The sequence below is a fragment of the Derxia lacustris genome (assembly GCF_002105195.1).
GTDB lineage: Bacteria > Pseudomonadota > Gammaproteobacteria > Burkholderiales > Burkholderiaceae_E > Derxia > Derxia lacustris.
In genome coordinates, this window is the sequence record NZ_MUHU01000001.1 from 19,678 (window position 1) to 42,643 (window position 22,966).

The window sequence follows — 22,966 nt, forward strand, 5'->3', positions numbered from 1 at the left end:
AGGCTTCCTCTTCTGATTCGTTGGTGGCGGCGCGGCGGCGGGGTCGCTCAGCCGAGCACGCGCTTGACGACCTCGGCGAGGCGCATCGGATCGAAGGGCTTGACCAGCCAGCCGGTCGCGCCTGCGGCCTTGCCCGCGCTCTTCATCGCGTCCGACGACTCGGTCGTGAGGATGAGGATCGGCTTGCCCTGGTACTGGCTGCTGGCGCGCAGGTTCTTGACCAGCGTGATGCCGTCCATCTTCGGCATGTTCTGGTCGGTGAGGACCAGGTCGAACGTCTTGGTCTGAGCCTTTTCGAGGGCGTCCTGCCCGTCGACGGCTTCCGTGACCTGGTAGCCCGCGCTCTTGAGCGTGAAGGCGACCATCTGGCGAATCGACGCGGAATCGTCGACGGCGAGAATCGAATGCATGGTGGCTCCTGGCGTTTGTAAGGTGGGCTTAGAACAGGTCGATGCTTCCGGCGCCGACCGAGCTTTGCGCGACCGGCCCGCCTGCATGCGCGCCGCGAATCTGGGTGGAAGTGAAATGCGTGGCCGAGAACGGCACCGTCGATGCGTGATGCACGTCGGACAGCCGGCGCCGGCAATGCGCGATGAGCTGGGTGGCCATGTCCTGGAATTGCAGCGCGATGCAGGCCTGCATCGCGGCCTCGCCGATTTCGGGCGCACCGCGCGCGCCCGCCAGCGTCTGGATGTTCGCGAAGCTCTGCATCAGTCGGTCGATCGCGTCGCCGAGAATGGTGTCGAGCCGCCCGAGATCGTCTGAAACCGCCTGCAGGGCTGCCAGGTCATGTACCGACGAAGCATCGAAGCTGGCTGGCGTGGTGGGTTCCATGCACGAGTCCTGGTCTTCGCCAACCGCGCCGCACGGGCGGACGGTCGGAGTCCTCTTGATAAAATTCCCGTCAGCGCGGCCGGGTGCCGCGCCCTTGCGGGGCCTTGGTTCTGGTCAGGGAATTGTCGGCAGCGACCCTTGCTGCGGATGTCCTGATAAGCGGTGTTCGCCAAACCCAATTCGCCACTTCCTCGCGCGCTTGCGCGCCCCTCCATCGGACACAATCGGGGCCATGGATTCGGCTACAGACACGTCTCATCGCGCACTGCGCGTCCTCGTCGTCGAGGACTCGGAGATCGACTACACCTTCCTCGTCGCCACCCTGCGCCGGCATGGACTGCTCGACACTTCGTGCCGGGTGGAAACCCGCGAGCAGATGCAGGCGGCGCTCGCCGCCGAGCCCTGGGACATCGTGGTGTCCGATCACAACCTGCCGCAGTTCTCGTCGTTCGGCGCGCTCGACACGTTGCGCGAGAGCGGGCTGGAGCTGCCGTTCGTGATCGTCTCGGGCCAGATCGGCGAGGACATCGCGGTCGAGGCGATGCGTGCCGGCGCCGACGACTATCTGCTGAAGGACCGGCTCGCGCGGCTGGTGCCGGCGATCGAGGCGGCGATGGCGCGGGCGGCGGCGCGGCGCGAGGCGAGCGAATCGTCGCGCGCGCTGGCCGAGTCGGAACGCAAGCTGTCGGCGATGACGGCGCACATGGCGCATCTGGCCGAGCGCGAGCGCGCGGCAATGGCGCGCGACCTGCACGACGAGGTCGGCGGCTCGCTGGCGGCGGTCAACTTCCAGCTCGCGGCGCTGCGGCCGCGGGTCGGCGCCGACCCTGAAAGCGCGATCATCGTCGAGCACATGGTCAGCCAGATCGACGGTGCCATCGGTTCGTTGCAGCGCATGATGTCGCAGCTGCATCCCACCATCCTCGACGATGGCCTGGTGCCGGCGCTCGAATGGCAGGCGCGCGAATTCACCCGCCGCACCCGCATCGCCACCAGCTTTCGCAGCAACCACGAGGACATCGCGCTACCACCGGCAGTGGCCAACGCGGCCTACCACGTCTGCCAGGAGGCATTGACCAACGTGATGAAGCATTCCCGCGCCAGCACCGCGCATGTCGAGCTGTTCATCGACGCGGACAACCTCACGCTGGAGATCGGCGACAACGGCTGCGGCTTCCAGCCCGACCAGCCGGCCACGCACCGCGCGCATTTCGGCATCGTCGGCATGCGCGAGCGGGCACGCCATCTGGGCGGCTGGTTCGAGCTGTCGACCAGCCCGACCGGCACCTGCGTGATGTTGTCGCTGCCGCTCGCCACGCCCGCCGATGCCGGCGCCGCCACCGGAGCCGCGTGATGCAGTACCGCCTCATGATCGTCGACGACCACGCCCTGATCCGCATGGGCATCGCGCATGTGTTCGACGACACCTCCGACCTGCGCATGATCGCCGAGGGCGATTGCTACAACGACGTGGTGCGGCAGATGGAAGCCGAGGGCTGCGACCTGCTGCTGCTCGACATCGACCTGCCGGGCCGCAACGGCATCGACATCCTCAAGCTGGTGAAGAAGGATTACCCGAAGCTGCCGGTGCTGATGCTGTCGATGTATCCCGAGGACCAGTACGCGGTGCGCGTGCTCAAGGCCGGCGCGGCCGGCTACCTCAACAAGGGCAGTCCGCCCGACGTGATGGTCGCGGCGGCGCGCACCGTGATCGGCGGCAAGAAGTACATCAGCCCCGAGATCGCGCAGGCGCTGGCCGAAAGCCTGGGCCATGACGACGACAACACGCCGGCGCACGAGAAGCTGTCCGACCGCGAGTTCCAGACGCTCAAGCTCATCGCCTCGGGCAAGCGGTTGTCCGAGGTGGCCGAGGCGTTGTCGCTGAGTCCCAAGACCGTGTCGGTCTATCGCGCGCGCATCCTCGAAAAGATGAAGCTCGGCTCGAATGCCGAGATCACCCACTACGCGCTCAAGCACGGTCTGGTGAAGTAGACCGGCCGGGCGCCCTGCCCGGCTGTCGGCCGCCGGCCCGGCCGACTCAAGTTCCTCCTCGGTTCGCCGTCATGACGCTTGCGGGCTGCTGCCCGCCCGCTCCGGCACGCCCGTCGCACCCGCGACGCCCGCCTGCCCGAACCCGCCAGCGAGCCTTCATGCCCGACGCCGCCGACCTCGCCCGTCCTGCCGCCACCTTCAGCCGCACTGCCGCCGCGCTGCAACGCACGCACGGCGAATCGCGCCGCGCCATCATCGCCGAGCCCGATCCGGGCGCGCGCATGGCCATCCGCAACACGCTCGGCGAATTCGGCATCACCCACATCTCGGACGCCAGCGACGGTGCCGACGTGATCGCGCGGCTCAAGCTGCGGCGTCACGACCTGATCGTCTGCGCCTACCGGCTGGAGCCGCGCCGCGACGGCCAGCGCCTGCTGGAGGAGTTGCGCTCGAGCGGCGTGCTGCCGCTGTCGACGATGTTCGTGCTGGCCTTCGACAGCGGCATCAGCGGCGACGTGATCGCCTGCGCCGACTTCGAGCCCGACGATCTCATCGTCAAGCCCTTCACCGGCGCCCAGCTCGCGGCCCGGCTGCGCCGCGTGCTCGACAAGCAGCGCAGCTTTCTGCCGGTGTACAAGGCGCTCGGCCTGGGCAAGACCGCCGACGCGGCCGACGAATGCCTGCGGCTGGCGGCCGAGACGCCGCGCTTTGCCAGCTCCGCCTACCGGCTCGGCGTGCGGCTGCTCATCGACAGCCAGCGGCTGGCCGATGCGCGCCGCCTGCTCGAACAGCTGATCGCCGCGCGGCCGGCGCCCTGGGCACTGCTGGCGCTGGCGCGCGTGCATGCGCGCGAAAACCGCCCGGTCGAGGCCGAATCGCTGCTGGAGCCGCTGGTGATCGAGCATCCCCAGCTGCTCGCCGCCTACGACGTGCTGGCGGCGGTGAAGGAAGACCTCGGCAAGCACGAGGCGGCGCTGGCGGTGCTCGACAGCGCGACCGCGCTCAGCGCGCGCAATGCCGGCCGGCTGCGCCAGTCGGCCCGGCTCTGCGAGGCCACCGGCAATCCCGAGCGCGCCGAGCAGCTCTATTCGCAGCTGGTCGAGCGGGTCGAGCATTCGGCGCTGGAAAAGGCCGAGGACTACAACGCCTTCACCCGCGTGCTGCTGGCCCAGGGCAAGTTCGACGAGGCCGAGCGCGTGGTGGCGCGGCGGCCGGCCGGCATCGGCGAACAGGCCGACGCCGCCTTCATGGCCGCGCTGCTCGGCTATCGGCGCGCCTTCGCCGCCGACGACCGGCCGGCCAGCGACGACGCCTTCGAGATCCTCGACCAGCTGCACCGCGAAAAGGGCGCGCGGCTCAGCCCCGGACTGGTGCTGGAACATGCGCAGATCTGCCTCGACCGCGAGCTGCGGACGCAGGCGCGCGGCGCACTCGCCGCGCTGCTCGACCGCAGCGATGCCGACCCGAGCACGCGCCAGCGCGCGCGGGCGCTGTTCGACACGCTGCCGGCACCCGAGCCGGTGGCCGAGGCGCCGCTCCAGCTCACCTTCGAGCAGATCGACGACGCCCTGCTCAAGCTGGAGCGCGAGCACAACGAGGCGCTGGTCAAGGCCATCGAGCGCTCGCTGCTGCACTGGAGCGAGCGGGTGGACATGGCGGTACAGGTGACGGCCGCGCGCGACCGGCTGCAACGCCTGCGCCGGCGCCAGGCCGACGACTGAAGCCGCCTCAGCTGCCGGCGCGGTTGAGCCGGACCCGGAATTCGCTGCCCACGCCGGGCTCGCTGGCGACGTCGAGCGCGCCGCCCATCTCGCCGACCATGCGCTGCACGATCACCAGCCCGAGGCCGCTGCCCTCGATCGCGGCACCCTCGCGGCCGAGCCGGTTGAACGGCTGGAACAGCTGATCGAGCTGGAGCGCGGTCAGGCCGGTGCCGGTGTCGCGCACGCAGATCACCAGGCAGTCGGCGCAATCGGTCGGCCGGTCGATCCAGACCCGCACCTGGCCGCCGGCGCGGTTGTACTTGACCGCGTTGGACAGCAGATTGATGAGCACCTGCTTGAGCCGCAGCCGGTCGGCCTGCACCACGCAGCCGCCCGGCACTTCGGCCAGCAGCCGCACGCCGGCCGCGTCGGCGGGCGGGCGCAGCAGGTCGAGCGCCTCGTCGACCAGTGCGCGCAGCGGCACGGCTTCGAGCACCAGCCGCTCGGCCGCCGCCTCGGCGCGCGCCATCTCCAGCACATCGCCGATCACCGTGAGCAGATGGCGCCCGGCGTTGACGATGTGCTCCAGCCGCGCGCGCTGGCCCGGCGTCGGCGGATCGAGCCGGTCCTGCTCGATGAGCTGGGCAAAGCCGAGCACCGCATTGAGCGGCGTGCGCAGCTCATGGCTCATGCGCGACAGGAATTCGCTCTTGGCGCGGCTGGCGCGCTCGGCGGTGTCCTTGGCGCGCAGTGCGTTCTCGGCCAGCTTGCGGTCGGTGATGTCCCATTGCAGGCCGATCATGCGCAGCCCGTCCTCGCTGGCCACGCTGTAGCCGCGCCCGGCCAGCCAGCGCTGCTGGCCGTCGGCATGGCGCACCCGCACATCCACGTCGTAGGCGGCGCCGGTGAGCAGGGCGCGCCGCATCTCGCGGCGCAGCCGGGCCAGATCGGCCGGATCGACGGCGGCTTCCCAGGCCTGACGCGGCTCGACGCCGCTGCGCCGGCCGGTCACCAGCTCGTACATGCGCTCGTCCCAGATCGCGCGCCGCGTGGCCGGGTGGTATTCCCACACGCCCAGGCCGACCACCTCGGCGGCAAAGCTCAGCCGCAGGCCGGCGGTGCGCGCCGCGCTCTCGGCCTCGGCGCGTTCGGTCACGTCCCAGTCGGCACCCACCATGCGCAGCGGCCGGCCGTCGGCGTCGCGAAAGATGCGGCCACGCGCATGGATGCGCCGCACCACGCCGTCGCTGCGCCGCACGATGCGGAAACTGTCGTCGTAGTCCTCGTCGCGCGCGACGACCGCCTGCATGCGGTTGGCGGCACGCGCCCGGTCGTCGGGATGCAGCAGCGCCAGCCATTCGTCCATCGCGCCGCTGCGCGCCGCCTGGTCCAGCCCGTGGATGCGGCACCACTCCTGATCCCAGCAGTAGCGCGCGCCGGCGATGTCCCATTCCCACACGCCGACGCCGGCCGCTTCGGTAGCCAGTTGCAGCCGCGCCGCCAGCCCGGCGAGCGCGCGGTTGGCGGCTTGGCGCTCGGTGATGTCCCAGCACACGCCCAGCACGCGCTGCGGCCGGCCGACGACGTCGGCCTGGGCGGTGGCGCGCAGTGCCAGCCAGCGTTCGCCGCCGTCGGGCAGGCGGATGCGCATTTCATGGCTGACGCTGCGGCCGGTGTGCACGGCGCGCTCGTACAGCGCGTCGAGCCGGGCCTGCTCGGCGGCACCGAGGGCGGCGGCGCGGATGTCGGCCAGCGGCCGCGGATCGGTGCTGTCGGTGCCCAGCAGGCGATAGACGCCGGCATCCCAGCGGCTGCTGCCGTCGGTCAGATCGCGCTCCCAGAGCCCGAAGCCGAGCCCTTCGGCGGCCAGCGCCAGCCGACGCGCCACGTCGCGCGCCAGCACGCTGGCGGGTTCGGGCAGGACCACGCCGGCAAAGGCGGCGCAGGGCTCGCAGGCGGTCGGCGCCAGATGCAGCCAGACCACCGCCGGCAGCGGCCCGCATACCTGGAAGGCCAGCGGCTCGCCGACGCTCAGCGCGGTCCTTGCGGTCGGCGGACAGGCCGGATCGAGCCGCAGAAACGCGGCCTGAAGGCGCGCGCCGTCGTTGTGCCATGCAGCAGTCGCGGCGGCATTTACCGTGACGACATGCCCCTCCTCGTCGAGCACCAGACCTGGGCAGGGCGCCAGCGCAACGGCCGCACGCAGGGCGGCAAGCGGATCGCTGACGCCCGGCATCGACGGGTCAGCAGGGCCGACGCGGGCCTGATGCAACATCCGGGAAGGCGATCTGAGAGGTCATGGATAAAAAAGTCCGCCGAGAGGACTGTGTTTATACCCAATCGCATCAAAATTTGTCCAAGTGTTACGCGCCAACTGTGGCGCGAGCCTGCCTCCGGAGGCCCCGAATGTTCAATCCGACGCGCGACCAGGTCCGCGAGTTTTTCCGTGGCGCCTGGCGCAAGCAGGTGGAGCGGCTGCCGATGGAGCCGCTGGAACTGGCTGCGGCCGAATGGATCGCCGAGCATCCCGAGTACCACGACGAACTGGCGGCCAGCGCCAGTGCCGACTACTCGATCGACGGCGGCCGGACCAATCCCTTCCTGCATCTGTCGATGCATCTGAGCCTGGCCGAACAGGTGTCGATCGACCAGCCGCGCGGCATCAAGGCGGCGGTGCAGGCGCTGGCGCTGCGCCATGGCTCGCTGCATGCGGCGCATCACGAAGCGATGGACTGCCTCGGCGAGATGCTGTGGACGGCGCAGCGCAACGGCCAGCCGCCCGATGGCGAGGCCTATGTGGATTGCGTGCGGCGCAAGGCCGGCTGAGGGCGCCGGCGGCAGTCAGCGCCGCGTGACCAGCGTGCCCGGCAGCGCGCCAAGATAGGCCGCCACATCGTCGACCTCGCGCGGCGAAAGCTGGGCCGCCATGCCCTGCATCACCGGATTGCTGCGCCCTTCGAGCCGGCCGCCGGGCCGCCGGTAGGCACGCAGCGCCTGGGCCAGATAGTCGGGATGCTGGCCGGCGAGACGCGGATAGCTGGCGTCGATCGGCGAGTTGAAATCGGCGCCGTGGCAGCTGGCGCAGGCGTATTTCTGCACCGCCTCCTTGCCGCGCTCGACGCTGCCGCCGGCCTGCGCCGGCCCGGTCGCCATCAAGGCGGCCAGCGCCAGCAGCGGTGCCGCCAATCGCGCCGGATGCCGGCGTCCGCAGCCACTGGCGGGCAGGGCAATGAGCGTGAAGCCGAAGCGCGGGTTCATTTCTGCTCCGAGTAGAGCGCGGCGAGATCGAGGATGTCCTGATCGCTGAGCGACTGGGCCACGCCGCGCATGGTGGGATGACGCCGATCGCCCTTCTTGTAGGCATGCAGCGCCGCAGCGATGTAGCCGGCCGACTGGCCACCGATGCGCGGCACCCGGTAGACCTCTGGGAAGGACGCCTTGTAATCGACGATGCCGTGGCAGCCGATGCAGGCAGCGTTCTTCTGGCGGCCGGCGTCGGCGCTGCCTTGAGGGGTGTCGGCCGCGCGCGCCGGGCCGGGCAGCGCGCAGGCAAGCATGAGAGCGAGAGCGGCTACCGGCCGCGCGGTGAAGGAGAGCGGGCGCATCGTCATCCTGTCGAAACGGTGGCGGGGCCGGAGATCCGGGCGAACAGGGCGTCAGGCGCACTGTCCGGGCGCGGGGCGCAAAACCCAACCCGGTGAAACACGGAGTCACCGCCGCGTCGCAATGCACAATGCGCGGGCTGCCATACGCCTGCGTGTCGGGCCTGGCGGCAGTCACCGTTTCCGCGCGAACCGCTTTCCCTTTCCTCATCACGCCGCCATGACCACGCCCGCCACGCCGCGCTTCGAAGGCTCGCAGAACTACGTCGCCACGCCCGATCTCAAGCTGGCCATCAATGCCGCCATCCGGCTGCAACGTCCGCTGCTCATCAAGGGCGAGCCCGGTACCGGCAAGACGCTGCTGGCCGAGGAAGTGGCCGCCGCGCTCGGCATGCCGCTGCTGCAATGGCACATCAAGAGCACCACCAAGGCCCAGCAGGGGCTGTACGAGTACGACGCGGTTTCGCGGCTGCGCGATTCGCAGCTGGGCGACGCGCGGGTGAAGGACATCGCCAACTACATCGTGCCAGGCGTGCTGTGGCAGGCCTTCACGGCCGACGCGCCGGTGGTGCTGCTGATCGACGAGATCGACAAGGCCGACATTGAGTTCCCCAACGATCTGCTGCGCGAGCTCGACCGCATGGAATTCCATGTGTACGAGACGCGCGAACTGATCCGCGCGGTGCATCGGCCGGTGGTCATCATCACCAGCAACAACGAGAAGGAGCTGCCCGACGCCTTTCTGCGGCGCTGCTTCTTCCACTACATCCGCTTCCCGGACCGCGAGACGATGGAGAAGATCGTCGAGGTGCATCACCCCGACGTGAAGCGCGAGCTGCTCACGCGCGCGCTGACAGCCTTCTATGAGCTGCGTGAGATGCCGGGACTGAAGAAGAAGCCGTCCACGTCGGAGCTGGTCGACTGGCTGCGGCTGCTGATCGCCGAGGACATCCCGGCCGACGCGCTGCGCGGCGACAACAACCGCGCGGTACTGCCGCCGCTGGTGGGCGCGCTGCTCAAGAACGAGCAGGACCTGGGCCTGTTCGAGAAGCTGGTGGCGATGGCGAGCCGCGGCCGCTGAGGCGGCACCGACCGGGCGCGGCCGCCGCGCCCTCTTCCCCAGGGAGCCTGCGATGCTGATCCGCTTCTTCTTCCATCTGCGCGATGCCGGCCTGAAGGTGTCGATCAAGGAATTGCTCACGCTGATCGAGGCGCTGAAGGCCGAGGTCATCGGGCCGTCGATCGACGACTTTTATCTGCTCGCGCGCACCGTGCTCATCAAGGACGAGGCGCAGTACGACAAGTTCGACCGCGCCTTCGGTAGCTATTTCGCCGGCGTCGAGAGCATTGCCGAGGCGCTGAAGGAAGTGCCGCTCGACTGGCTGGTCAAGGAGCTGGAACGCCAGCTGTCCGAGGAGCAGAAGGCCAACGCCCAGCGCATGGGCGGACTCGACGAGCTGATGAAGCGCTTCAAGGAGCTGCTCGACGAGCAGAAGGAAAAGCACGCCGGCGGCAACAAGTGGATCGGCACCGGCGGCACCAGCCCCTTCGGCCACGGCGGCTACAACCCCGAGGGCATCCGCATCGGCGGCGAGAGCGAGCAGCGCAGCGCGGTAAAGGTGTGGGAAGAACGCGCCTTTCGCGACTACGACGAGAGCCTGGAAATCGGCACCCGCAACATCAAGGTGGCGCTGCGCCGGCTGCGGCGCTTTGCACGCGAAGGCGCGGCCGATGAGCTTGACCTCGACCACACCATCGCCAGCACCGCGCGCAACGCCGGCTGGCTCGATTTGCAGATGCGGCCCGAGCGGCACAACGCGGTCAAGGTGCTGATGCTGCTCGACGTTGGCGGCACGATGGACGACCACGTCCGCAAGACCGAGGAGCTGTTCTCGGCCGCGCGCGCCGAGTTCAAGCACATGGAGTTCTTCTACTTCCACAACTGCGTCTACGACTGGGTGTGGAAGGACAACCGGCGCCGCTATGCCGAGCGCACGCTCACCGCCGACCTGCTGCACCGCTACACGCCCGACTACAAGCTGATCTTCGTCGGCGACGCGACGATGGGGCCTTACGAGATTCTTCAGCCCAACGGCAGCGTCGAGTACAGCAATGTCGAGCCGGGTGCGGTCTGGTTGCGCCGGCTGATCGACGCCTTTCCCAAGTTTGCCTGGCTCAATCCCGAGCCCGAGCAGCTCTGGCAGTACCGCCAGAGCATCGACATCGTGAAGCACATCATGGGCGGCCGGATGTTTCCGATGACGCTCGACGGGCTGGATCGCGCAGTGCGGCAGCTGTCGCGCTGAGCCGGTCAGCTCGGCTTGCCCTGGCGCACGACCAGCTGGCTGTCGACCGAGCGCACGCCCGGTGTCGCGGCGGCGAGCTGTTCAGCCTTGGTGCGGATGGCGATGCTGTCGACCTCGCCTTCCAGCTTCACGCGGCCGTTGTCGGTATCGACCTTGATCTCGTGCGCCGCCACCTCGGGCGCGCGGGCCAGCGCGGTCTTCACCTCGGCGGTAATGCGCAGATCGGTCGCGGCGGCCCGGGTCTTGTCGTAGGCCTCGCTGGCAGCTTCGCCGCCGCGTTCGGCCGCGTGGTCGATCGATTTGCCGGCCTTGTCCAGCGCCTCGCGCGAGTCGGCCACGGCGGCATCGAGATGCTGGCCGGCGGTCTTCGAGTCGCCACGATCGCAGGCGCTCAGTCCGAGGCTGGCCAGCAGGGAGATCAGCAGCGCGGCAAGGCGCTTGCGACGGCGGGGATGGAATGGCATGGCGGGCTCCCAAAACGGTGGACGGCAAGAACTGCCGCCCGGGACGCTTCAAGAGTGCGCCAGACCGCGTGCGCCAGCTGTCGGCGCGGCCTGGGCATGGCTGTCGGCCGGCGCCGACGCGCAGCGGCTCAGGCGCTGGCCGCCTCGCGCATCGCCGCCGCGATGGTCTCGGCGCTCGATTGCGCCAGCTCGGCATCGTCGGCCTCGACCATCACGCGCACCACCGGCTCGGTGCCCGACGGGCGGATCAGCACCCGGCCGCGCCGGCCAAGCTGGGCCTCGACCTCGGCCGCCACCCGCGTGACGCGCGGCTGCGCCTTCCAGTCGAAACCCGGCTGCACGCGCACATTGAGCAGCACCTGCGGATACAGGCTCAGCTCGGCGGTCAGCTCGGCCAGCGTGCGCTGGCTGCGCCGCATCGCGGCCAACACTTGCAGCGCCGAGATCGTGCCGTCGCCGGTCGTGTGCTTGTCGAGGCAGATGAGATGACCCGAGCCTTCGCCGCCGACCAACCATTCGCGCTGCTGCAATTCCTCGAGCACATAGCGGTCGCCGACCTTGGCGCGCGCAAATTCGAAGCCGGCGCTGCGCAGCGCGTTTTCCACGCCCAGATTGGTCATCAGCGTGCCGACCACGCCGGTGAGCGCGTCGTTGCCGCAGGAAGCGGCATGCAGCGCGCGGCGCTCCATCGCCAGCACATAGAGCAGCTCGTCGCCGTCGTAGAGCCGGCCGGCGTCGTCGGCCATCAACACGCGGTCGGCATCGCCGTCGAGCGCGATGCCGATGTCGGCCTTGTGCTCGCGCACCATGGCTTGCAGATAGGCCGGATGGGTGGCGCCGCAGCCGTCGTTGATGTTGAAGCCGTCGGGCTGGTTGGCCACGGCGATCACCTTGGCGCCCAGCTCATGAAAGACGGCCGGCGCGGTGTGATACGCGGCGCCGTTGGCGCAGTCCACGACGATGCGCAGGCCGCGCAGGTCGAGATCGTTGGGGAAGGTCGACTTGCAGAATTCGATGTAGCGGCCGGCGGCGTCATCGAGCCGGCGCGCGCGGCCGATGTCCTCGGCGCCCGCGCAGATCATGCCCTCGCGCAGCTGGGTCTCGATGGCTTCCTCGATCGCGAATTCGGCGTCGTCGGGCAGCTTGAAGCCGTCGCGCGCGAAGAACTTGATGCCGTTGTCGGGATAGGCGTTGTGCGAGGCCGAGATCACCACGCCGGCCGACAGCCGCAGCGCGCGCGTGAGATAGGCGACGCCGGGCGTGGGCAGCGGGCCGCACAAAATCACGTCGACACCGGCGGCCGCGAAACCGGCTTCAAGCGCCGACTCCAGCATGTAGCCCGACACGCGCGTGTCCTTGCCGATGAGCACCTGCGGCCGCTTGTCGCGCCGGGTGTTCGAGCGGCCGATGGCGTGCACCAGCACGCGACCGGCGGCAGCGCCGAGATGCAGCACGAAATCGGGCGTGATCGGCGCCGTGCCGACCGTGCCGCGCACGCCGTCGGTGCCGAAATATTTGCGTCCCATCGGGTCTTCCTGTGGTCGGGATGAATCGGGTCGGGCTGGCGGCCGGCACACGCCGGGCCTGCGCGTCAGCCTTCGATCTGCTGCCAGGCCCGCAGCGCGTCGACGGTCTCGCGCACATCGTGCACGCGCACGATCTGGGCGCCGTGCGCGGCGGCATTGAGCGCGACGGCGACGCTGCCGCCCACGCGCTGATGCGCCGGCGCCTCGGGCCGGCCAGCCAGCCGCGCCACCATGCCCTTGCGCGACACGCCGATCAGCACCGGCCAGCCGCTTGCCACGAAGCGCGGCGTGGCGCGCAGCAGCGCGAGATTGTGTTCGAAACGCTTGCCGAAGCCGAAGCCCGGATCGATCGCAATGCGATCGGCGGCGATGCCGGCCTGCTCGCAGGCCGCCACCCGCTCGGCGAGAAAGGCTTCCACCTCGGCCACCACATCGTCGTAATGCGGATCGTCCTGCATGGTCTTGGGCATGCCGATCATGTGCATCACGCAGATGCCAAGGTCGGTCGTGGCCGCCGCTTCGAGCGCGCCGGGCCAGCGCAGCGCCGCCACGTCGTTGATGATCGCCGCGCCGGCGGCGGCGGCCAGCGTCATGACGGCGGGCTTCATCGTGTCGACCGATACCGGCTTGCCCAGCGCGACGATGTCGGCCAGCACCGGTTCGAGCCGCGCCAGCTCCTCGGCCTCGGGCACGCTGTCCGAGCCGGGGCGGGTGCTTTCGGCGCCGATGTCGAGGATGTCGGCGCCCTCTTCCACCAGCCGCTGCGCGCATTCGAGCGCGGCATTCGGCGCGAAATGGCGGCCGCCGTCTGAGAAGGAATCGGGCGTGATGTTGACGATGCCCATCACCAGCGGGCGGTCGAGCGGCAACAGAAAACTGCCGCAGCGCCAATGCGCCGGCAGCGGATGGGATGAAGTCATGAGTGCAGGCGGATGCAAGGGATTGCAGGCGGCCGGCAACGAAAAAGGCCGGCTCGCGCCGGCCTTTCGGGCTGCCGATCGATCCGGTCAGGCCGGATTGGCGGCCGAAGGATCGGGACTGGCCTTGGGCTCGGCCGGCGGCGTGCCACCCGCCTTGCCCTGGGTCGGCGGCGTGCCACCGCTCGACTTGGGCGGCCGCACCGGACGGCCGGCCATGATGTCCTCGATCTGGTCGGCATCGATGGTCTCGAACTCCATCAACGCCGCCACCATCGCCTCGATCTTTTCGCGGTTCTCGTTCAGCAGTCGCGTGGTGAGCGCGTATTGCGTGTCGAGGATGCGGCGAATCTCGGCGTCGATCTTCTGCATCGTCGCTTCGGACGTGTTGGTCGTCTTGGTGATCGAGCGGCCGAGGAAGACCTCGCCCTCGTTCTCCGCATAGACCATCGGCCCGAGCGCTTCGGTCATGCCGTAGCGCGTGACCATGTCGCGGGCCAGATGCGTGGCACGCTCGAAGTCGTTGCTGGCGCCGGTCGTCATCTGGTTGAGGAAGACTTCCTCCGCCGCACGACCGCCGAACAGCATGCTGATCTGCTCCAGCATGAATTCCTTGTCGTAGCCGTAGCGGTCCCGCTCCGGCAGCGACATCGTCACGCCCAGCGCCCGACCGCGCGGGATGATCGTCACCTTGTGCACCGGATCGCACTTGGGCAGCAGCTTGCCGATCACCGCATGGCCGGACTCGTGATAGGCCGTGGCGCGGCGCTCGTCCTCGGGCATCACGACGCTCTTGCGTTCGGCGCCCATGATGATCTTGTCCTTCGCCTTCTCGAAGTCGTTCATGTCGACGACGCGGCCGTTGCGGCGCGCCGCGAACAGCGCGGCTTCGTTCACGAGATTGGCGAGGTCGGCGCCCGAGAAGCCCGGCGTGCCGCGCGACAGCACGCTCGGCTCCACGTCCGGCGCCAGCGGCACCTTGCGCATGTGCACCTTGAGAATCTGCTCGCGGCCACGGATGTCGGGCAGGTTCACCACCACCTGACGGTCGAAACGGCCCGGACGCAGCAGCGCGGGATCGAGCACATCGGGGCGGTTGGTGGCCGCGATCACGATGATGCCCTGACCGGTTTCGAAGCCGTCCATCTCGACCAGCATCTGGTTCAGCGTCTGTTCGCGCTCGTCGTTGCCACCGCCCAGGCCGGCACCGCGCTGGCGGCCGACCGCGTCGATTTCATCGATGAAGATGATGCAGGGCGCGTTCTTCTTGGCCGTCTCGAACATGTCGCGCACGCGGGCCGCGCCCACGCCGACGAACATCTCGACGAAGTCGGAACCCGAGATCGAGAAGAACGGCACCTTGGCTTCGCCGGCGATGGCCTTGGCCAGCAGCGTCTTGCCGGTGCCAGGAGGGCCGACCATCAGCACGCCGCGCGGGATGCGACCACCGAGCTTCTGGAACTTGCTCGGATCGCGCAGGAATTCGACCAGCTCATGCACGTCTTCCTTGGCCTCGTCGCAACCGGCGACATCGGCGAAGGTGATGCTGTTGTTGCTCTCGTCGAGCATCTTCGCGCGGCTCTTGCCGAAGCTGAACGCGCCGCCACGCCCGCCGCCCTGCATCTGCCGCATGAAGAAGATCCACACGCCGATCAGCAGCAGCATCGGGAACCAGCTGACGAAGATGCTCATCAGCAGGCTCGGCTCTTCCTCGGCCTTGCCGTAGACCTGCACACCGAACTTCATCAGGTCGCCGACCATCCAGCTGTCGCCGGGCGAGGTGATCTGATAACGCTTGTCGTCGGCGCTGGTGACCATGAGCTGGCGCCCCTGGACATCGACGCGCCGCACACGGCCCGCTTTGGCATCGTCCATGAACTGGGTGTACGACACCGAATCGACGGCCGGCCGCTGCCGATTGTCGAACTGCTTGAAAACCGTGAACAACACGAGGGCGATGACCATCCAGATCGCCGCCTTCGAGAGCATGTTCTTGTCCAACTCGAGCTCCTGACTGACTCAGTCCCGCACGCAGGGTCGCGCGTTTCCTGACCTCATTCTACCGATCCGATCTTGGTCGGAATTCGGCAATTTCAATCCGCCGGATAAAGAAGTTTTGGCCGGCTTGCTTCAAATCGTATCTGGGCCCGCAAAAACCCTATTTCAGGCCACGGCCAAGAATGAAAGTTTCGGACGATTTATCGCGCGACGCCTTCGGCTTGAGCGGTTTCACGACGGCAAATTGGTTCTTGAACGCCTTGACGATCTGGGAATACCCGCTTCCGTGGAAGGCCTTCACCAGCAATGCGCCTTCCGGCTTTAGCCATTCGGCCGAAAATTCGAGCGCGAGTTCGCACACATGCTGAATTCGCGCCATGTCGGCGGCCTCGATTCCGGAAAGATTGGGCGCCATGTCCGAGACCACCAGATCGACTTTCTCACCGCCGAGCAAAGATTCGAGTTCGCGCAACACCGCTTCTTCGCGGAAATCGCCCTGGAAACAGGTCACGTCGGCAATCGGCTCGAAAGGCAGCAGATCGAGCGCGAAGATGCGGCCCTTGAGCGTGCCGGCCGATGCACCACCGCCCGCCAGCGGGTTCTCCTTGCCAGCCATGCGGGCGCGCAGATACTGGCTCCAGCTGCCAGGTGCGGCGCCCAGGTCGACCACGGTCATGCCCGGGCGTACCAGTCGTTCGGCCTCGTCGATCTCCTTGAGCTTGTAGGCGGCGCGCGCGCGATAACCCTCGCGCTGGGCCAGCTTTACGTAGGGATCGTTGAGGTGATCGTGGAGCCAGTTGCGGTTGAGTTTCTTTTTGGCCATCGATGCGACAATACTTGAATGAAACTTGCTCTTACCCCAGCTGAACGCGCCGGCCTGCGTTCCCAGGCCCATGCGCTCAATCCGGTCGTGATGATCGGTGGCGACGGACTCACTCCCGCCGTCCTCAAGGAAATCGACCTCGCGCTCAATTCGCATGAGCTCATCAAGGTGCGCGTGCTGGGCGACGACCGCATGGCGCGGGTCGCCATCTACGACAGCATCTGCGAGGAACTCGGCGCCGCGCCGGTCCAGCACATCGGCAAGCTGCTGGTGCTCTATCGGCCGCGCCCCGAGGTGGTCGAAGTCGAAACTGCATCGGCATTTCCGCATGGCATCGCGCGCGGCGCCGGGCTGCGCGGCAAGGCACCGCAGGAAGTGCTGGTGGTCAAGCCGTCGCGCAGCGCCACCCGTGCCCCGTCGCGCACCCGCATCACCGTGCTGGGCAATGAACGCGTCACGGCCGGCGGTCTGGTCAAGCGGGTGAAGGAACGTCAGAAGTCGCTGAAGAAGCAGCGCGGCTGAGCATCCACCGGGCGGGAGCGCTCCCGCCCACGGTCAACGTGGCGCGAGGCTCCTCGCCTGCCGCAGCACCAGCCACACGCCCAGCAGGCTGTGCGCCAGATAGAACACCGCCGAGACGCCATGCACGACCGCAAAGCGGCTGCGGATGCTGTCCGGCACCTCGCTGCCATGCGCTGCCATCAGTTCACGCAGTCCGTGCATCAGCGGTTGCAAGGCGAAGTAACCCACCAGCGTGCAGAGCAGCATCCCGAACACGATGCGCACCTCGGCATCGCGCCACAGCGCGCCGCGCCTGACGGCCAGCGCTGACCACAGCAGCAGCAGCGCCACCACCACGCTCACCCAGGCCTGGATGCGGAACAGTTCGCCGGCGATGCTGCCGGCCAGCAGCCGGTCGTCGAGCATGCGGAACAGCAGCGGCGCCACCACATAGCCGGCAGTCCAGGTCAGCCCGCACCAGGCGGCAATCAGCAGCAGCCGGACTGCACGCAGATTGGCGCCCATGCCGGTCGGTTCCATCGCGCGTTACACGTAGCGCACGTCGATGATCTCGACCTCGCGCTCGCCGCCCGGGGCCAGCACATGCGCGGTGTCGCCGGCGTACTTGCCGATCAGCGCGCGCGCGATCGGGCTCGACACCGAAATCTTGCCGAGCTTCAGGTCGGCCTCGTCGTCGCCGACGATCTGATAGACCTTCTTGTCGCCGGATTGCAGATCTTCGATCTCGACCGTGGAGGCGAACACCACGCGGCCATCGGCGTCGACCGCCGAGGGATCGATCACCTGGGCCGAGGACAGCTTGCCCTCGACTTCCATGATGCGGCCCTCGATGAAGCCCTGGCGCTCCTTGGCGGCGTCGTACTCGGCGTTTTCCGACAGGTCGCCCTTCTCGCGGGCTTCCTTGATGGCCTGGATCACGGACGGACGTTCGATGGTCTTGAGGCGATGCAGCTCGGCCTTGAGCTGCTCCGCGCCTTGCCGGGTCATCGGGACAGTTGCCATGGCGGACTCTTATGAAATCGGGTTTGCGAAATTCGTCGGCACAAAAAAATCGCCCCGGGTGGAGCCCGGGGCAATGTGTTTTCAGCGCGACCGATGATAGCGGAAAGACCCGCCGGTCGCGCCGTCTCAGGCGGCCAGACCGGCGTGCAGATCCTGCAGCGGATAGACCTCGAGCTGGTTCATGAAGCGCATGCCTTCCACCGCGGCCGCCGCGCCGGCGATCGTCGTGAAGACGGTCACGCGGGCTTGCAGCGCGGTGGTGCGGATCGAGCGCGAATCGGCGATCGCCGAGCGCTTTTCCTCGACCGTGTTCACGATCAGCACCATCTCGTTGTTCTTGATCATGTCCACCACATGCGGGCGGCCCTCGGCAACCTTGTTGACCGGCGCGACGCTCAGGCCGCGCTCATTCAGATAGCCCGCCGTGCCCTTGGTCGCCGCCAGCTTGAAGCCGAGATCGGCCAGACCCTTGGCGACCGCATAGCACTTGGCGCGGTCCTGATGCTTGACGCTCAGGAACACCGTGCCGCCCTTGGCGACATCGGGCAGCTTGGTGCTGGCCGCGATCTGCGACTTGACGAAGGCTTCACCGAAGCTGCGGCCCACGCCCATCACCTCGCCGGTCGACTTCATCTCGGGGCCGAGGATCGTGTCCACGCCCGGGAACTTGACGAACGGGAACACCGCTTCCTTGACCGAGAAGTAGGGCGGCGTGATCTCGACCTGAAGGTTGTGCAGATAGGCCGGGCCCTGGGCATCGAGCGTCTGGCCGGCCATCGCGCGCGCCGCGATCTTGGCAAGCGGCAGGCCGGTGGCCTTGCTCACGTAGGGCACGGTACGCGAGGCGCGCGGATTCACTTCGAGCACATAGACCACGTCCTGCACCACGCCGGCTTCGTCCGGCACCTGCTGGATCGCGAACTGCACGTTCATCAGGCCGATGACGTTGAGCGCCTTGGCCATCTGCACGGTCTGGCGCTTGAGCTCGGCGATGGTCGCCTCGCTCAGCGAGTAGGGCGGCAGGCAGCAGGCCGAATCGCCCGAATGCACGCCGGCCTGCTCGATGTGCTCCATCACGCCGCCGATGAACACGCGCTGACCGTCGGCGATGCAATCCACATCGACTTCGATCGCGTCGTTGAGGAAACGGTCGAGCAGCACCGGCGAGTCGTTGCTCACCTTCACTGCCTCGCGCATGTAGCGCTCGAGATCGCGCTGCTCGTGGACGATTTCCATCGCGCGGCCGCCGAGCACATAGCTCGGGCGAACGACCAGCGGATAGCCGATCTCGTTGGCCAGCGCGAGCGCATCGGCTTCGGTGCGCGCGGTGCGATTGGGCGGCTGGCGCAGTTGCAGCTTGACCAGCAGCTTCTGGAAGCGCTCGCGGTCTTCGGCGATGTCGATGCTCTCGGGCGAGGTGCCGATGATCGGCACGCCGTTGGCTTCGAGCGCCTTGGCCAGCTTGAGCGGCGTCTGGCCACCGTACTGCACGATCACGCCGGCCGGCTTTTCCTTCTCGACGATTTCGAGCACGTCTTCGAGCGTCAGCGGCTCGAAGTAGAGCCGGTCGCTCGTGTCGTAGTCGGTCGAGACGGTTTCCGGGTTGCAGTTGACCATGATGGTCTCGTACCCGTCCTCGTGCAGTGCCAGCGCCGCATGCACGCAGCAGTAGTCGAACTCGATGCCCTGGCCGATGCGGTTGGGACCGCCGCCCAGCACCATGATCTTCTTGGCGCCAGTCGGCTCGGCTTCGCACTCTTCCTCGTAGGTCGAGTACAGATAGGCCGTCGTCGTCGAAAACTCGGCCGCGCAGGTATCGACGCGCTTGAACACCGGGCGAATGCCGAAGCCATGGCGCAGCTTGCGGATCTCGGCCTCGCTCACATCGAGCAGATAGGCCAGGCGCCGGTCGGAGAAGCCCTTGCGCTTGAGCTGCCAGAGCACGTCGCGGTCGATGTCGGCCAGCGTGCGCTTCTCGATCTCCAGCTCGATGTCCACGATCTCCTTGATCTGGACCAGGAACCACGGATCGATGTGGGTGAGGTTGTGCACCTCGTCGAGCGTGAAGCCCTGGGCAAAGGCATCGCCCACGTACCAGATGCGTTCCGGGCCCGGCTCGCCGAGCTCTTCCTCGATCACTTCGCGGTCGGTCGTCTTCTGGTTCAGCCCGTCGACGCCGACTTCAAGCCCGCGCAGCGCCTTCTGGAACGACTCCTGGAAGGTGCGGCCGATGGCCATCACTTCACCGACCGACTTCATCTGCGTGGTCAGATGCGCGTCGGCGGTCGGGAACTTCTCGAACGCGAAGCGCGGAATCTTGGTGACCACGTAATCGATGGTCGGCTCGAAGCTTGCCGGCGTCGCGCCACCGGTGATCTCGTTGCGCAGCTCGTCGAGCGTGTAGCCGATGGCCAGCTTGGCCGCGATCTTGGCGATCGGGAAACCCGTGGCCTTGGACGCCAGCGCCGACGACCGTGACACGCGCGGATTCATCTCGATGACGATGATCCGGCCGTTGGCGGGATTGACCGAGAACTGCACGTTCGAGCCGCCGGTATCGACGCCGATCTCGCGCAGGATCGCGATGCTCGCGTTGCGCATCAGCTGATATTCGCGGTCGGTCAGCGTCTGGGCTGGCGCCACGGTGATCGAGTCACCGGTATGCACGCCCATCGGATCGAGGTTCTCGATCGAGCACACGATGATGCAGTTGTCCGCGCGGTCGCGGACGACTTCCATCTCGTATTCCTTCCAGCCGATCAGCGATTCCTCGATCAGCAGTTCCTTCGTCGGCGAGGCTTCGAGACCGCGCTTGCAGATGGTCTCGAATTCCTCGGCGTTGTAGGCGATGCCGCCGCCCGTGCCACCCAGCGTGAAGCTCGGCCGGATGATCGCCGGGAAGCCGCTGGTGCCCACTTCGAGGCCGATGCGGCGCTGCACTTCCCAGGCTTCCTCCATCGAGTGCGCAATGCCCGAGCGCGCCGATTCGAGGCCGATCTTGGTCATCGCCGCCTTGAACTTGCTGCGGTCCTCGGCCTTGTCGATGGCTTCGGGCTTGGCGCCGATCAGCTCGACCTTGTACTTGTCGAGCACGCCGTTGTGCCACAGGTCGAGCGCGCAGTTGAGCGCGGTCTGGCCGCCCATCGTCGGCAGGATCGCGTCGGGGCGCTCCTTCTCGATGATCTTTTCCACCACCTGCCAGGTGATCGGCTCGATGTAGGTGACGTCGGCCGTTTCCGGGTCGGTCATGATCGTCGCCGGATTGCTGTTGACGAGGATGACCTTGTAGCCCTCAGCCTTCAGCGCCTTGCAGGCCTGGGCGCCCGAGTAATCGAATTCGCAGGCCTGGCCGATGATGATCGGGCCGGCGCCGATGATGAGAACGCTCTTGATGTCGCTGCGCTTAGGCATGTTTCTTCTCCGCCATCAGCGTGGTGAAACGGTCGAACAGGTAGGCGATGTCGTGCGGACCGGGGCTCGCCTCGGGGTGACCCTGGAAGCAGAACGCCGGCTTGTCGGTGCGGCGAAAGCCTTGCAGCGAGCCGTCGAACAGGCTCGTGTGCGTGACCTTGCAGTTGTCGGGCAGCGTGGCTGGATCGACCGCGAAGCCGTGGTTCTGCGAGGTGATGAGCACCATGCCGGTTTCGAGGTCCTGCACCGGATGGTTCGCGCCGTGATGGCCGAACTTCATCTTCAGCGTGGTCGCGCCCGACGCCAGACCCATGATCTGGTGGCCGAGGCAGATGCCGAAGGTGGGATAGCCGAGCTCGATGAGTTCGCGCGCGGCGGCGATGGCGTAGTCGCAGGGCTCGGGATCGCCCGGGCCGTTGCTCAGGAACACGCCGTCGGGCTTGAGCCTGACGACCTCGCTCGCGGGCGTCTGCGCCGGCACCACGGTGACGCGGGCGCCACGCGCGGCCAGCATGCGCAGGATGTTGCGCTTCACGCCGAAGTCGTAGGCCACCACGTGAAAGCGGCTGTCGCTGCGGCCAAAGCCGGGCTTGCCGCTGCCATCGTTGAGCAGCCATTCGCCTTCGGTCCACTCGTAGGCTTCGCGCGTGCTGACCACCTTGGCCAGATCGAGCCCGGCCATGCCCGCGAACGAGCGCGCCAGCGCGACGGCCTGTTCAGCGTCGTCACCGACCAGGATGGCGCCGGGCTGGGCGCCCTTGTCGCGCAGGATGCGGGTGAGCTTGCGCGTGTCGATGCCCGCGATGGCGACCGTGCCGTTGCGCTCGAGATAGGCGCTCAGCGACTCGGTGCTGCGGAAGTTGGAGGCGACTGCGGCGAGATCGCGCACCACCAGACCCGCGGCCTGCACGCCGGGCGCCTCTTCGTCCTGAAGATTGCACCCGACATTGCCGATATGCGGATAGGTGAGCGTGACGATCTGTCGGCAGTACGACGGGTCGGTCAGGATTTCCTGGTAGCCCGTGATGGCGGTATTGAAAACGACTTCGCCGACCGTATGGCCGGCGGCGCCGATGGAAATGCCTTTGAACACGGTGCCGTCCGCTAGCGCGAGAATGGCTGCGGACGGCGCATGCTTGCCGGCTCCCGCAAAGGGACCGAAAGAAGACAACGGCAGCAAGAGGGCGGCTCCGAAAGAGTGTCTGCCACCGAGCGCCGTGCGATCACCGCCCGGCTTCTTGCAGGCGTGTCGTGCGCCCGTGCTTGGGGCGCTGCGACGGCGCGAGCCGAGGCTGTGCGGAGGATTTGGGGGGATTGGCGCTACAGGAGGCGGGGATGGGTAAACCGCATGAGTATATCACTGTGGAATGTATCAACCTTGCCCCGCTTTTCAACGCAAGGCCATGCATGTGATGCAGCACACTAGGACATTCGGTGATGCCCACCTAGGCCATTCACCGGCGGTCCGCACAGGAATGGAATATGAATACCTTCAACCCGATGATCCACGATACGAAGTTTGTCTGGGACGACGGGCGGGGCGAAACCTGGTGCACCCGCGAGTATGTCGAGACCCGCTATCTGCATCGCATCGCGCTTGGCCGCGCCGCCGAGGCGCGGCTGGCCGGCCAGAACGATGTCGCCGAAGAGTTCGAGCACAAGGCGCGTGGCCTGTCGCGCACGCTCCAGCGGCTGCGCGACCAGGGCCATCTGGGCCGCAACGAGGCCTACGAGAATGGCGAATTCAGCAAGGCGTTCAAGAGCATGACGGTCGATTCGCTGCGCGTGATCTAGCTCGCGCGGCGGGCGGCGGAAGCGTCATTGCCTTCCGCTACCATCGATTGCGATGTGTGCCGTCGGCGCACC

At 67.6% G+C, this 22,966-nt stretch carries 22 protein-coding genes; 8 read left to right on the top strand and 14 right to left on the bottom strand.

Annotated features, from left to right (window positions below):
* Positions 1 to 47 precede the first annotated feature (47 nt).
* Together B9P64_RS00080 and B9P64_RS24830 are read right to left on the bottom strand one after the other, a co-directional pair.
* Positions 48 to 410, bottom strand: a complete 363-nt coding sequence (locus B9P64_RS00080; protein ID WP_028310002.1) for a response regulator — start codon at positions 408 to 410, stop codon at positions 48 to 50.
* A 28-nt stretch (positions 411 to 438) separates the two neighbouring features.
* A complete protein-coding gene (locus B9P64_RS24830; RefSeq protein WP_176256659.1) occupies positions 439 to 834 on the bottom strand; it encodes a hypothetical protein in 396 nt (131 codons plus the stop codon).
* A gap of 232 nt (positions 835 to 1,066) precedes the next feature.
* Here B9P64_RS24830 and B9P64_RS00085 point away from each other — a divergent pair, with 232 nt between their 5' ends.
* From B9P64_RS00085 to B9P64_RS00095, 3 genes are all read left to right on the top strand, one after another.
* Entirely contained in the window at positions 1,067 to 2,188 is a 1,122-nt protein-coding gene (locus B9P64_RS00085) for a hybrid sensor histidine kinase/response regulator (protein ID WP_176256660.1), read from the top strand.
* Positions 2,188 to 2,826: a response regulator gene (locus B9P64_RS00090; protein ID WP_085314248.1), complete on the top strand. Its 639-nt coding sequence runs from the start codon at positions 2,188 to 2,190 to the stop codon at positions 2,824 to 2,826. Before B9P64_RS00085 ends, B9P64_RS00090 begins: the two co-directional genes overlap by 1 nt.
* A 158-nt stretch (positions 2,827 to 2,984) precedes the next feature.
* Positions 2,985 to 4,547 (top strand): tetratricopeptide repeat protein, encoded by a 1,563-nt coding sequence (locus tag B9P64_RS00095; protein WP_176256661.1) that lies wholly within the window; start codon positions 2,985 to 2,987, stop codon positions 4,545 to 4,547.
* Between the two features lie 7 nt (positions 4,548 to 4,554).
* On the opposite strand, the gene B9P64_RS00100 is transcribed toward B9P64_RS00095, so the two are convergent.
* On the bottom strand, positions 4,555 to 6,765 hold the full coding sequence (locus B9P64_RS00100; RefSeq protein WP_085314250.1) for a sensor histidine kinase: 2,211 nt from the start codon (positions 6,763 to 6,765) through the stop codon (positions 4,555 to 4,557).
* Positions 6,766 to 6,935: 170 nt separating this feature from the next.
* Between B9P64_RS00100 and B9P64_RS00105 the strand changes: the two genes are divergently transcribed.
* Complete coding sequence (locus B9P64_RS00105; RefSeq protein ID WP_085314251.1) at positions 6,936 to 7,355, top strand: DUF1841 family protein; 420 nt, start codon at positions 6,936 to 6,938, stop codon at positions 7,353 to 7,355.
* Positions 7,356 to 7,370: 15 nt separating this feature from the next.
* Here B9P64_RS00105 and B9P64_RS00110 read toward each other — a convergent pair whose 3' ends face one another.
* Together B9P64_RS00110 and B9P64_RS00115 are read right to left on the bottom strand one after the other, a co-directional pair.
* Positions 7,371 to 7,787 (bottom strand): c-type cytochrome, encoded by a 417-nt coding sequence (locus B9P64_RS00110; protein ID WP_235839839.1) that lies wholly within the window; start codon positions 7,785 to 7,787, stop codon positions 7,371 to 7,373.
* The gene (locus B9P64_RS00115; RefSeq protein ID WP_407919672.1) at positions 7,784 to 8,134 is read right to left on the bottom strand and encodes a c-type cytochrome; all 351 of its coding nucleotides are present in this window, start codon (positions 8,132 to 8,134) and stop codon (positions 7,784 to 7,786) included. The genes B9P64_RS00110 and B9P64_RS00115 overlap by 4 nt, the downstream gene beginning before the upstream one ends.
* Before the next feature lie 217 nt (positions 8,135 to 8,351).
* Here B9P64_RS00115 and B9P64_RS00120 point away from each other — a divergent pair, with 217 nt between their 5' ends.
* Together B9P64_RS00120 and B9P64_RS00125 are read left to right on the top strand one after the other, a co-directional pair.
* Entirely contained in the window at positions 8,352 to 9,212 is an 861-nt protein-coding gene (locus tag B9P64_RS00120) for an AAA family ATPase (RefSeq protein ID WP_085314253.1), read from the top strand.
* A 52-nt stretch (positions 9,213 to 9,264) separates the two neighbouring features.
* Positions 9,265 to 10,437, top strand: a complete 1,173-nt coding sequence (locus B9P64_RS00125; protein ID WP_085314254.1) for a vWA domain-containing protein — start codon at positions 9,265 to 9,267, stop codon at positions 10,435 to 10,437.
* A 5-nt stretch (positions 10,438 to 10,442) separates the two neighbouring features.
* Here B9P64_RS00125 and B9P64_RS00130 read toward each other — a convergent pair whose 3' ends face one another.
* From B9P64_RS00130 to B9P64_RS00150, 5 genes are all read right to left on the bottom strand, one after another.
* Entirely contained in the window at positions 10,443 to 10,901 is a 459-nt protein-coding gene (locus tag B9P64_RS00130; RefSeq protein WP_085314255.1) for a BON domain-containing protein, read from the bottom strand.
* A gap of 128 nt (positions 10,902 to 11,029) precedes the next feature.
* Positions 11,030 to 12,427 carry a phosphoglucosamine mutase gene (glmM, locus tag B9P64_RS00135; RefSeq protein WP_085314256.1) on the bottom strand — a complete coding sequence of 466 codons (1,398 nt, stop codon included), beginning with the start codon at positions 12,425 to 12,427 and terminating at the stop codon, positions 11,030 to 11,032.
* Between the two features lie 65 nt (positions 12,428 to 12,492).
* Positions 12,493 to 13,347: a dihydropteroate synthase gene (folP, locus tag B9P64_RS00140; RefSeq protein WP_085314257.1), complete on the bottom strand. Its 855-nt coding sequence runs from the start codon at positions 13,345 to 13,347 to the stop codon at positions 12,493 to 12,495.
* Positions 13,348 to 13,434: 87 nt separating this feature from the next.
* The gene (ftsH, locus tag B9P64_RS00145; RefSeq protein WP_085314557.1) at positions 13,435 to 15,333 is read right to left on the bottom strand and encodes an ATP-dependent zinc metalloprotease FtsH; all 1,899 of its coding nucleotides are present in this window, start codon (positions 15,331 to 15,333) and stop codon (positions 13,435 to 13,437) included.
* 169 nt (positions 15,334 to 15,502) lie between these two features.
* Positions 15,503 to 16,165: an RlmE family RNA methyltransferase gene (locus B9P64_RS00150; RefSeq protein ID WP_085314258.1), complete on the bottom strand. Its 663-nt coding sequence runs from the start codon at positions 16,163 to 16,165 to the stop codon at positions 15,503 to 15,505.
* A gap of 18 nt (positions 16,166 to 16,183) precedes the next feature.
* Between B9P64_RS00150 and B9P64_RS00155 the strand changes: the two genes are divergently transcribed.
* Positions 16,184 to 16,687: a YhbY family RNA-binding protein gene (locus B9P64_RS00155; RefSeq protein ID WP_085314259.1), complete on the top strand. Its 504-nt coding sequence runs from the start codon at positions 16,184 to 16,186 to the stop codon at positions 16,685 to 16,687.
* 33 nt (positions 16,688 to 16,720) lie between these two features.
* On the opposite strand, the gene B9P64_RS00160 is transcribed toward B9P64_RS00155, so the two are convergent.
* The 4 genes from B9P64_RS00160 to carA form a co-directional block, all read right to left on the bottom strand.
* On the bottom strand, positions 16,721 to 17,206 hold the full coding sequence (locus tag B9P64_RS00160; protein ID WP_235839840.1) for a DUF4149 domain-containing protein: 486 nt from the start codon (positions 17,204 to 17,206) through the stop codon (positions 16,721 to 16,723).
* 6 nt (positions 17,207 to 17,212) lie between these two features.
* Positions 17,213 to 17,689 carry a transcription elongation factor GreA gene (gene greA / locus B9P64_RS00165; protein ID WP_085314260.1) on the bottom strand — a complete coding sequence of 159 codons (477 nt, stop codon included), beginning with the start codon at positions 17,687 to 17,689 and terminating at the stop codon, positions 17,213 to 17,215.
* A 126-nt stretch (positions 17,690 to 17,815) separates the two neighbouring features.
* Entirely contained in the window at positions 17,816 to 21,100 is a 3,285-nt protein-coding gene (gene carB, locus B9P64_RS00170; protein ID WP_085314261.1) for a carbamoyl-phosphate synthase large subunit, read from the bottom strand.
* Positions 21,093 to 22,277, bottom strand: a complete 1,185-nt coding sequence (carA, locus tag B9P64_RS00175) for a glutamine-hydrolyzing carbamoyl-phosphate synthase small subunit (protein WP_407919673.1) — start codon at positions 22,275 to 22,277, stop codon at positions 21,093 to 21,095. The genes carB and carA overlap by 8 nt, the downstream gene beginning before the upstream one ends.
* A gap of 305 nt (positions 22,278 to 22,582) precedes the next feature.
* On the opposite strand from carA, the gene B9P64_RS00180 reads away from it, so the two are divergent.
* Positions 22,583 to 22,894: a hypothetical protein gene (locus B9P64_RS00180; protein WP_085314262.1), complete on the top strand. Its 312-nt coding sequence runs from the start codon at positions 22,583 to 22,585 to the stop codon at positions 22,892 to 22,894.
* The last annotated feature ends 72 nt before the right edge of the window (positions 22,895 to 22,966 follow it).

Excerpts from the sequence above, each read along its gene's own strand:
- carB (WP_085314261.1), bottom strand. The coding sequence starts at position 21,100 with ATGCCTAAGCGCAGCGACATCAAGAGCGTTCTCATCATCGGCGCCGGC.
- B9P64_RS00130 (WP_085314255.1), bottom strand. The coding sequence starts at position 10,901 with ATGCCATTCCATCCCCGCCGTCGCAAGCGCCTTGCCGCGCTGCTGATC.
- greA (WP_085314260.1), bottom strand. The coding sequence starts at position 17,689 with ATGGCAACTGTCCCGATGACCCGGCAAGGCGCGGAGCAGCTCAAGGCC.
- B9P64_RS00150 (WP_085314258.1), bottom strand. The coding sequence starts at position 16,165 with ATGGCCAAAAAGAAACTCAACCGCAACTGGCTCCACGATCACCTCAAC.
- B9P64_RS00105 (WP_085314251.1), top strand. The coding sequence starts at position 6,936 with ATGTTCAATCCGACGCGCGACCAGGTCCGCGAGTTTTTCCGTGGCGCC.
- B9P64_RS00115 (WP_407919672.1), bottom strand. The coding sequence starts at position 8,134 with ATGCGCCCGCTCTCCTTCACCGCGCGGCCGGTAGCCGCTCTCGCTCTC.
- B9P64_RS00160 (WP_235839840.1), bottom strand. The coding sequence starts at position 17,206 with ATGGAACCGACCGGCATGGGCGCCAATCTGCGTGCAGTCCGGCTGCTG.
- B9P64_RS00180 (WP_085314262.1), top strand. The coding sequence starts at position 22,583 with ATGAATACCTTCAACCCGATGATCCACGATACGAAGTTTGTCTGGGAC.
- B9P64_RS00095 (WP_176256661.1), top strand. The coding sequence starts at position 2,985 with ATGCCCGACGCCGCCGACCTCGCCCGTCCTGCCGCCACCTTCAGCCGC.
- B9P64_RS00120 (WP_085314253.1), top strand. The coding sequence starts at position 8,352 with ATGACCACGCCCGCCACGCCGCGCTTCGAAGGCTCGCAGAACTACGTC.
- ftsH (WP_085314557.1), bottom strand. The coding sequence starts at position 15,333 with ATGCTCTCGAAGGCGGCGATCTGGATGGTCATCGCCCTCGTGTTGTTC.
- glmM (WP_085314256.1), bottom strand. The coding sequence starts at position 12,427 with ATGGGACGCAAATATTTCGGCACCGACGGCGTGCGCGGCACGGTCGGC.
- B9P64_RS00080 (WP_028310002.1), bottom strand. The coding sequence starts at position 410 with ATGCATTCGATTCTCGCCGTCGACGATTCCGCGTCGATTCGCCAGATG.
- B9P64_RS00110 (WP_235839839.1), bottom strand. The coding sequence starts at position 7,787 with ATGAACCCGCGCTTCGGCTTCACGCTCATTGCCCTGCCCGCCAGTGGC.
- B9P64_RS00155 (WP_085314259.1), top strand. The coding sequence starts at position 16,184 with ATGAAACTTGCTCTTACCCCAGCTGAACGCGCCGGCCTGCGTTCCCAG.
- B9P64_RS24830 (WP_176256659.1), bottom strand. The coding sequence starts at position 834 with ATGGAACCCACCACGCCAGCCAGCTTCGATGCTTCGTCGGTACATGAC.
- B9P64_RS00125 (WP_085314254.1), top strand. The coding sequence starts at position 9,265 with ATGCTGATCCGCTTCTTCTTCCATCTGCGCGATGCCGGCCTGAAGGTG.
- folP (WP_085314257.1), bottom strand. The coding sequence starts at position 13,347 with ATGACTTCATCCCATCCGCTGCCGGCGCATTGGCGCTGCGGCAGTTTT.
- B9P64_RS00100 (WP_085314250.1), bottom strand. The coding sequence starts at position 6,765 with ATGCCGGGCGTCAGCGATCCGCTTGCCGCCCTGCGTGCGGCCGTTGCG.
- B9P64_RS00085 (WP_176256660.1), top strand. The coding sequence starts at position 1,067 with ATGGATTCGGCTACAGACACGTCTCATCGCGCACTGCGCGTCCTCGTC.
- B9P64_RS00090 (WP_085314248.1), top strand. The coding sequence starts at position 2,188 with ATGCAGTACCGCCTCATGATCGTCGACGACCACGCCCTGATCCGCATG.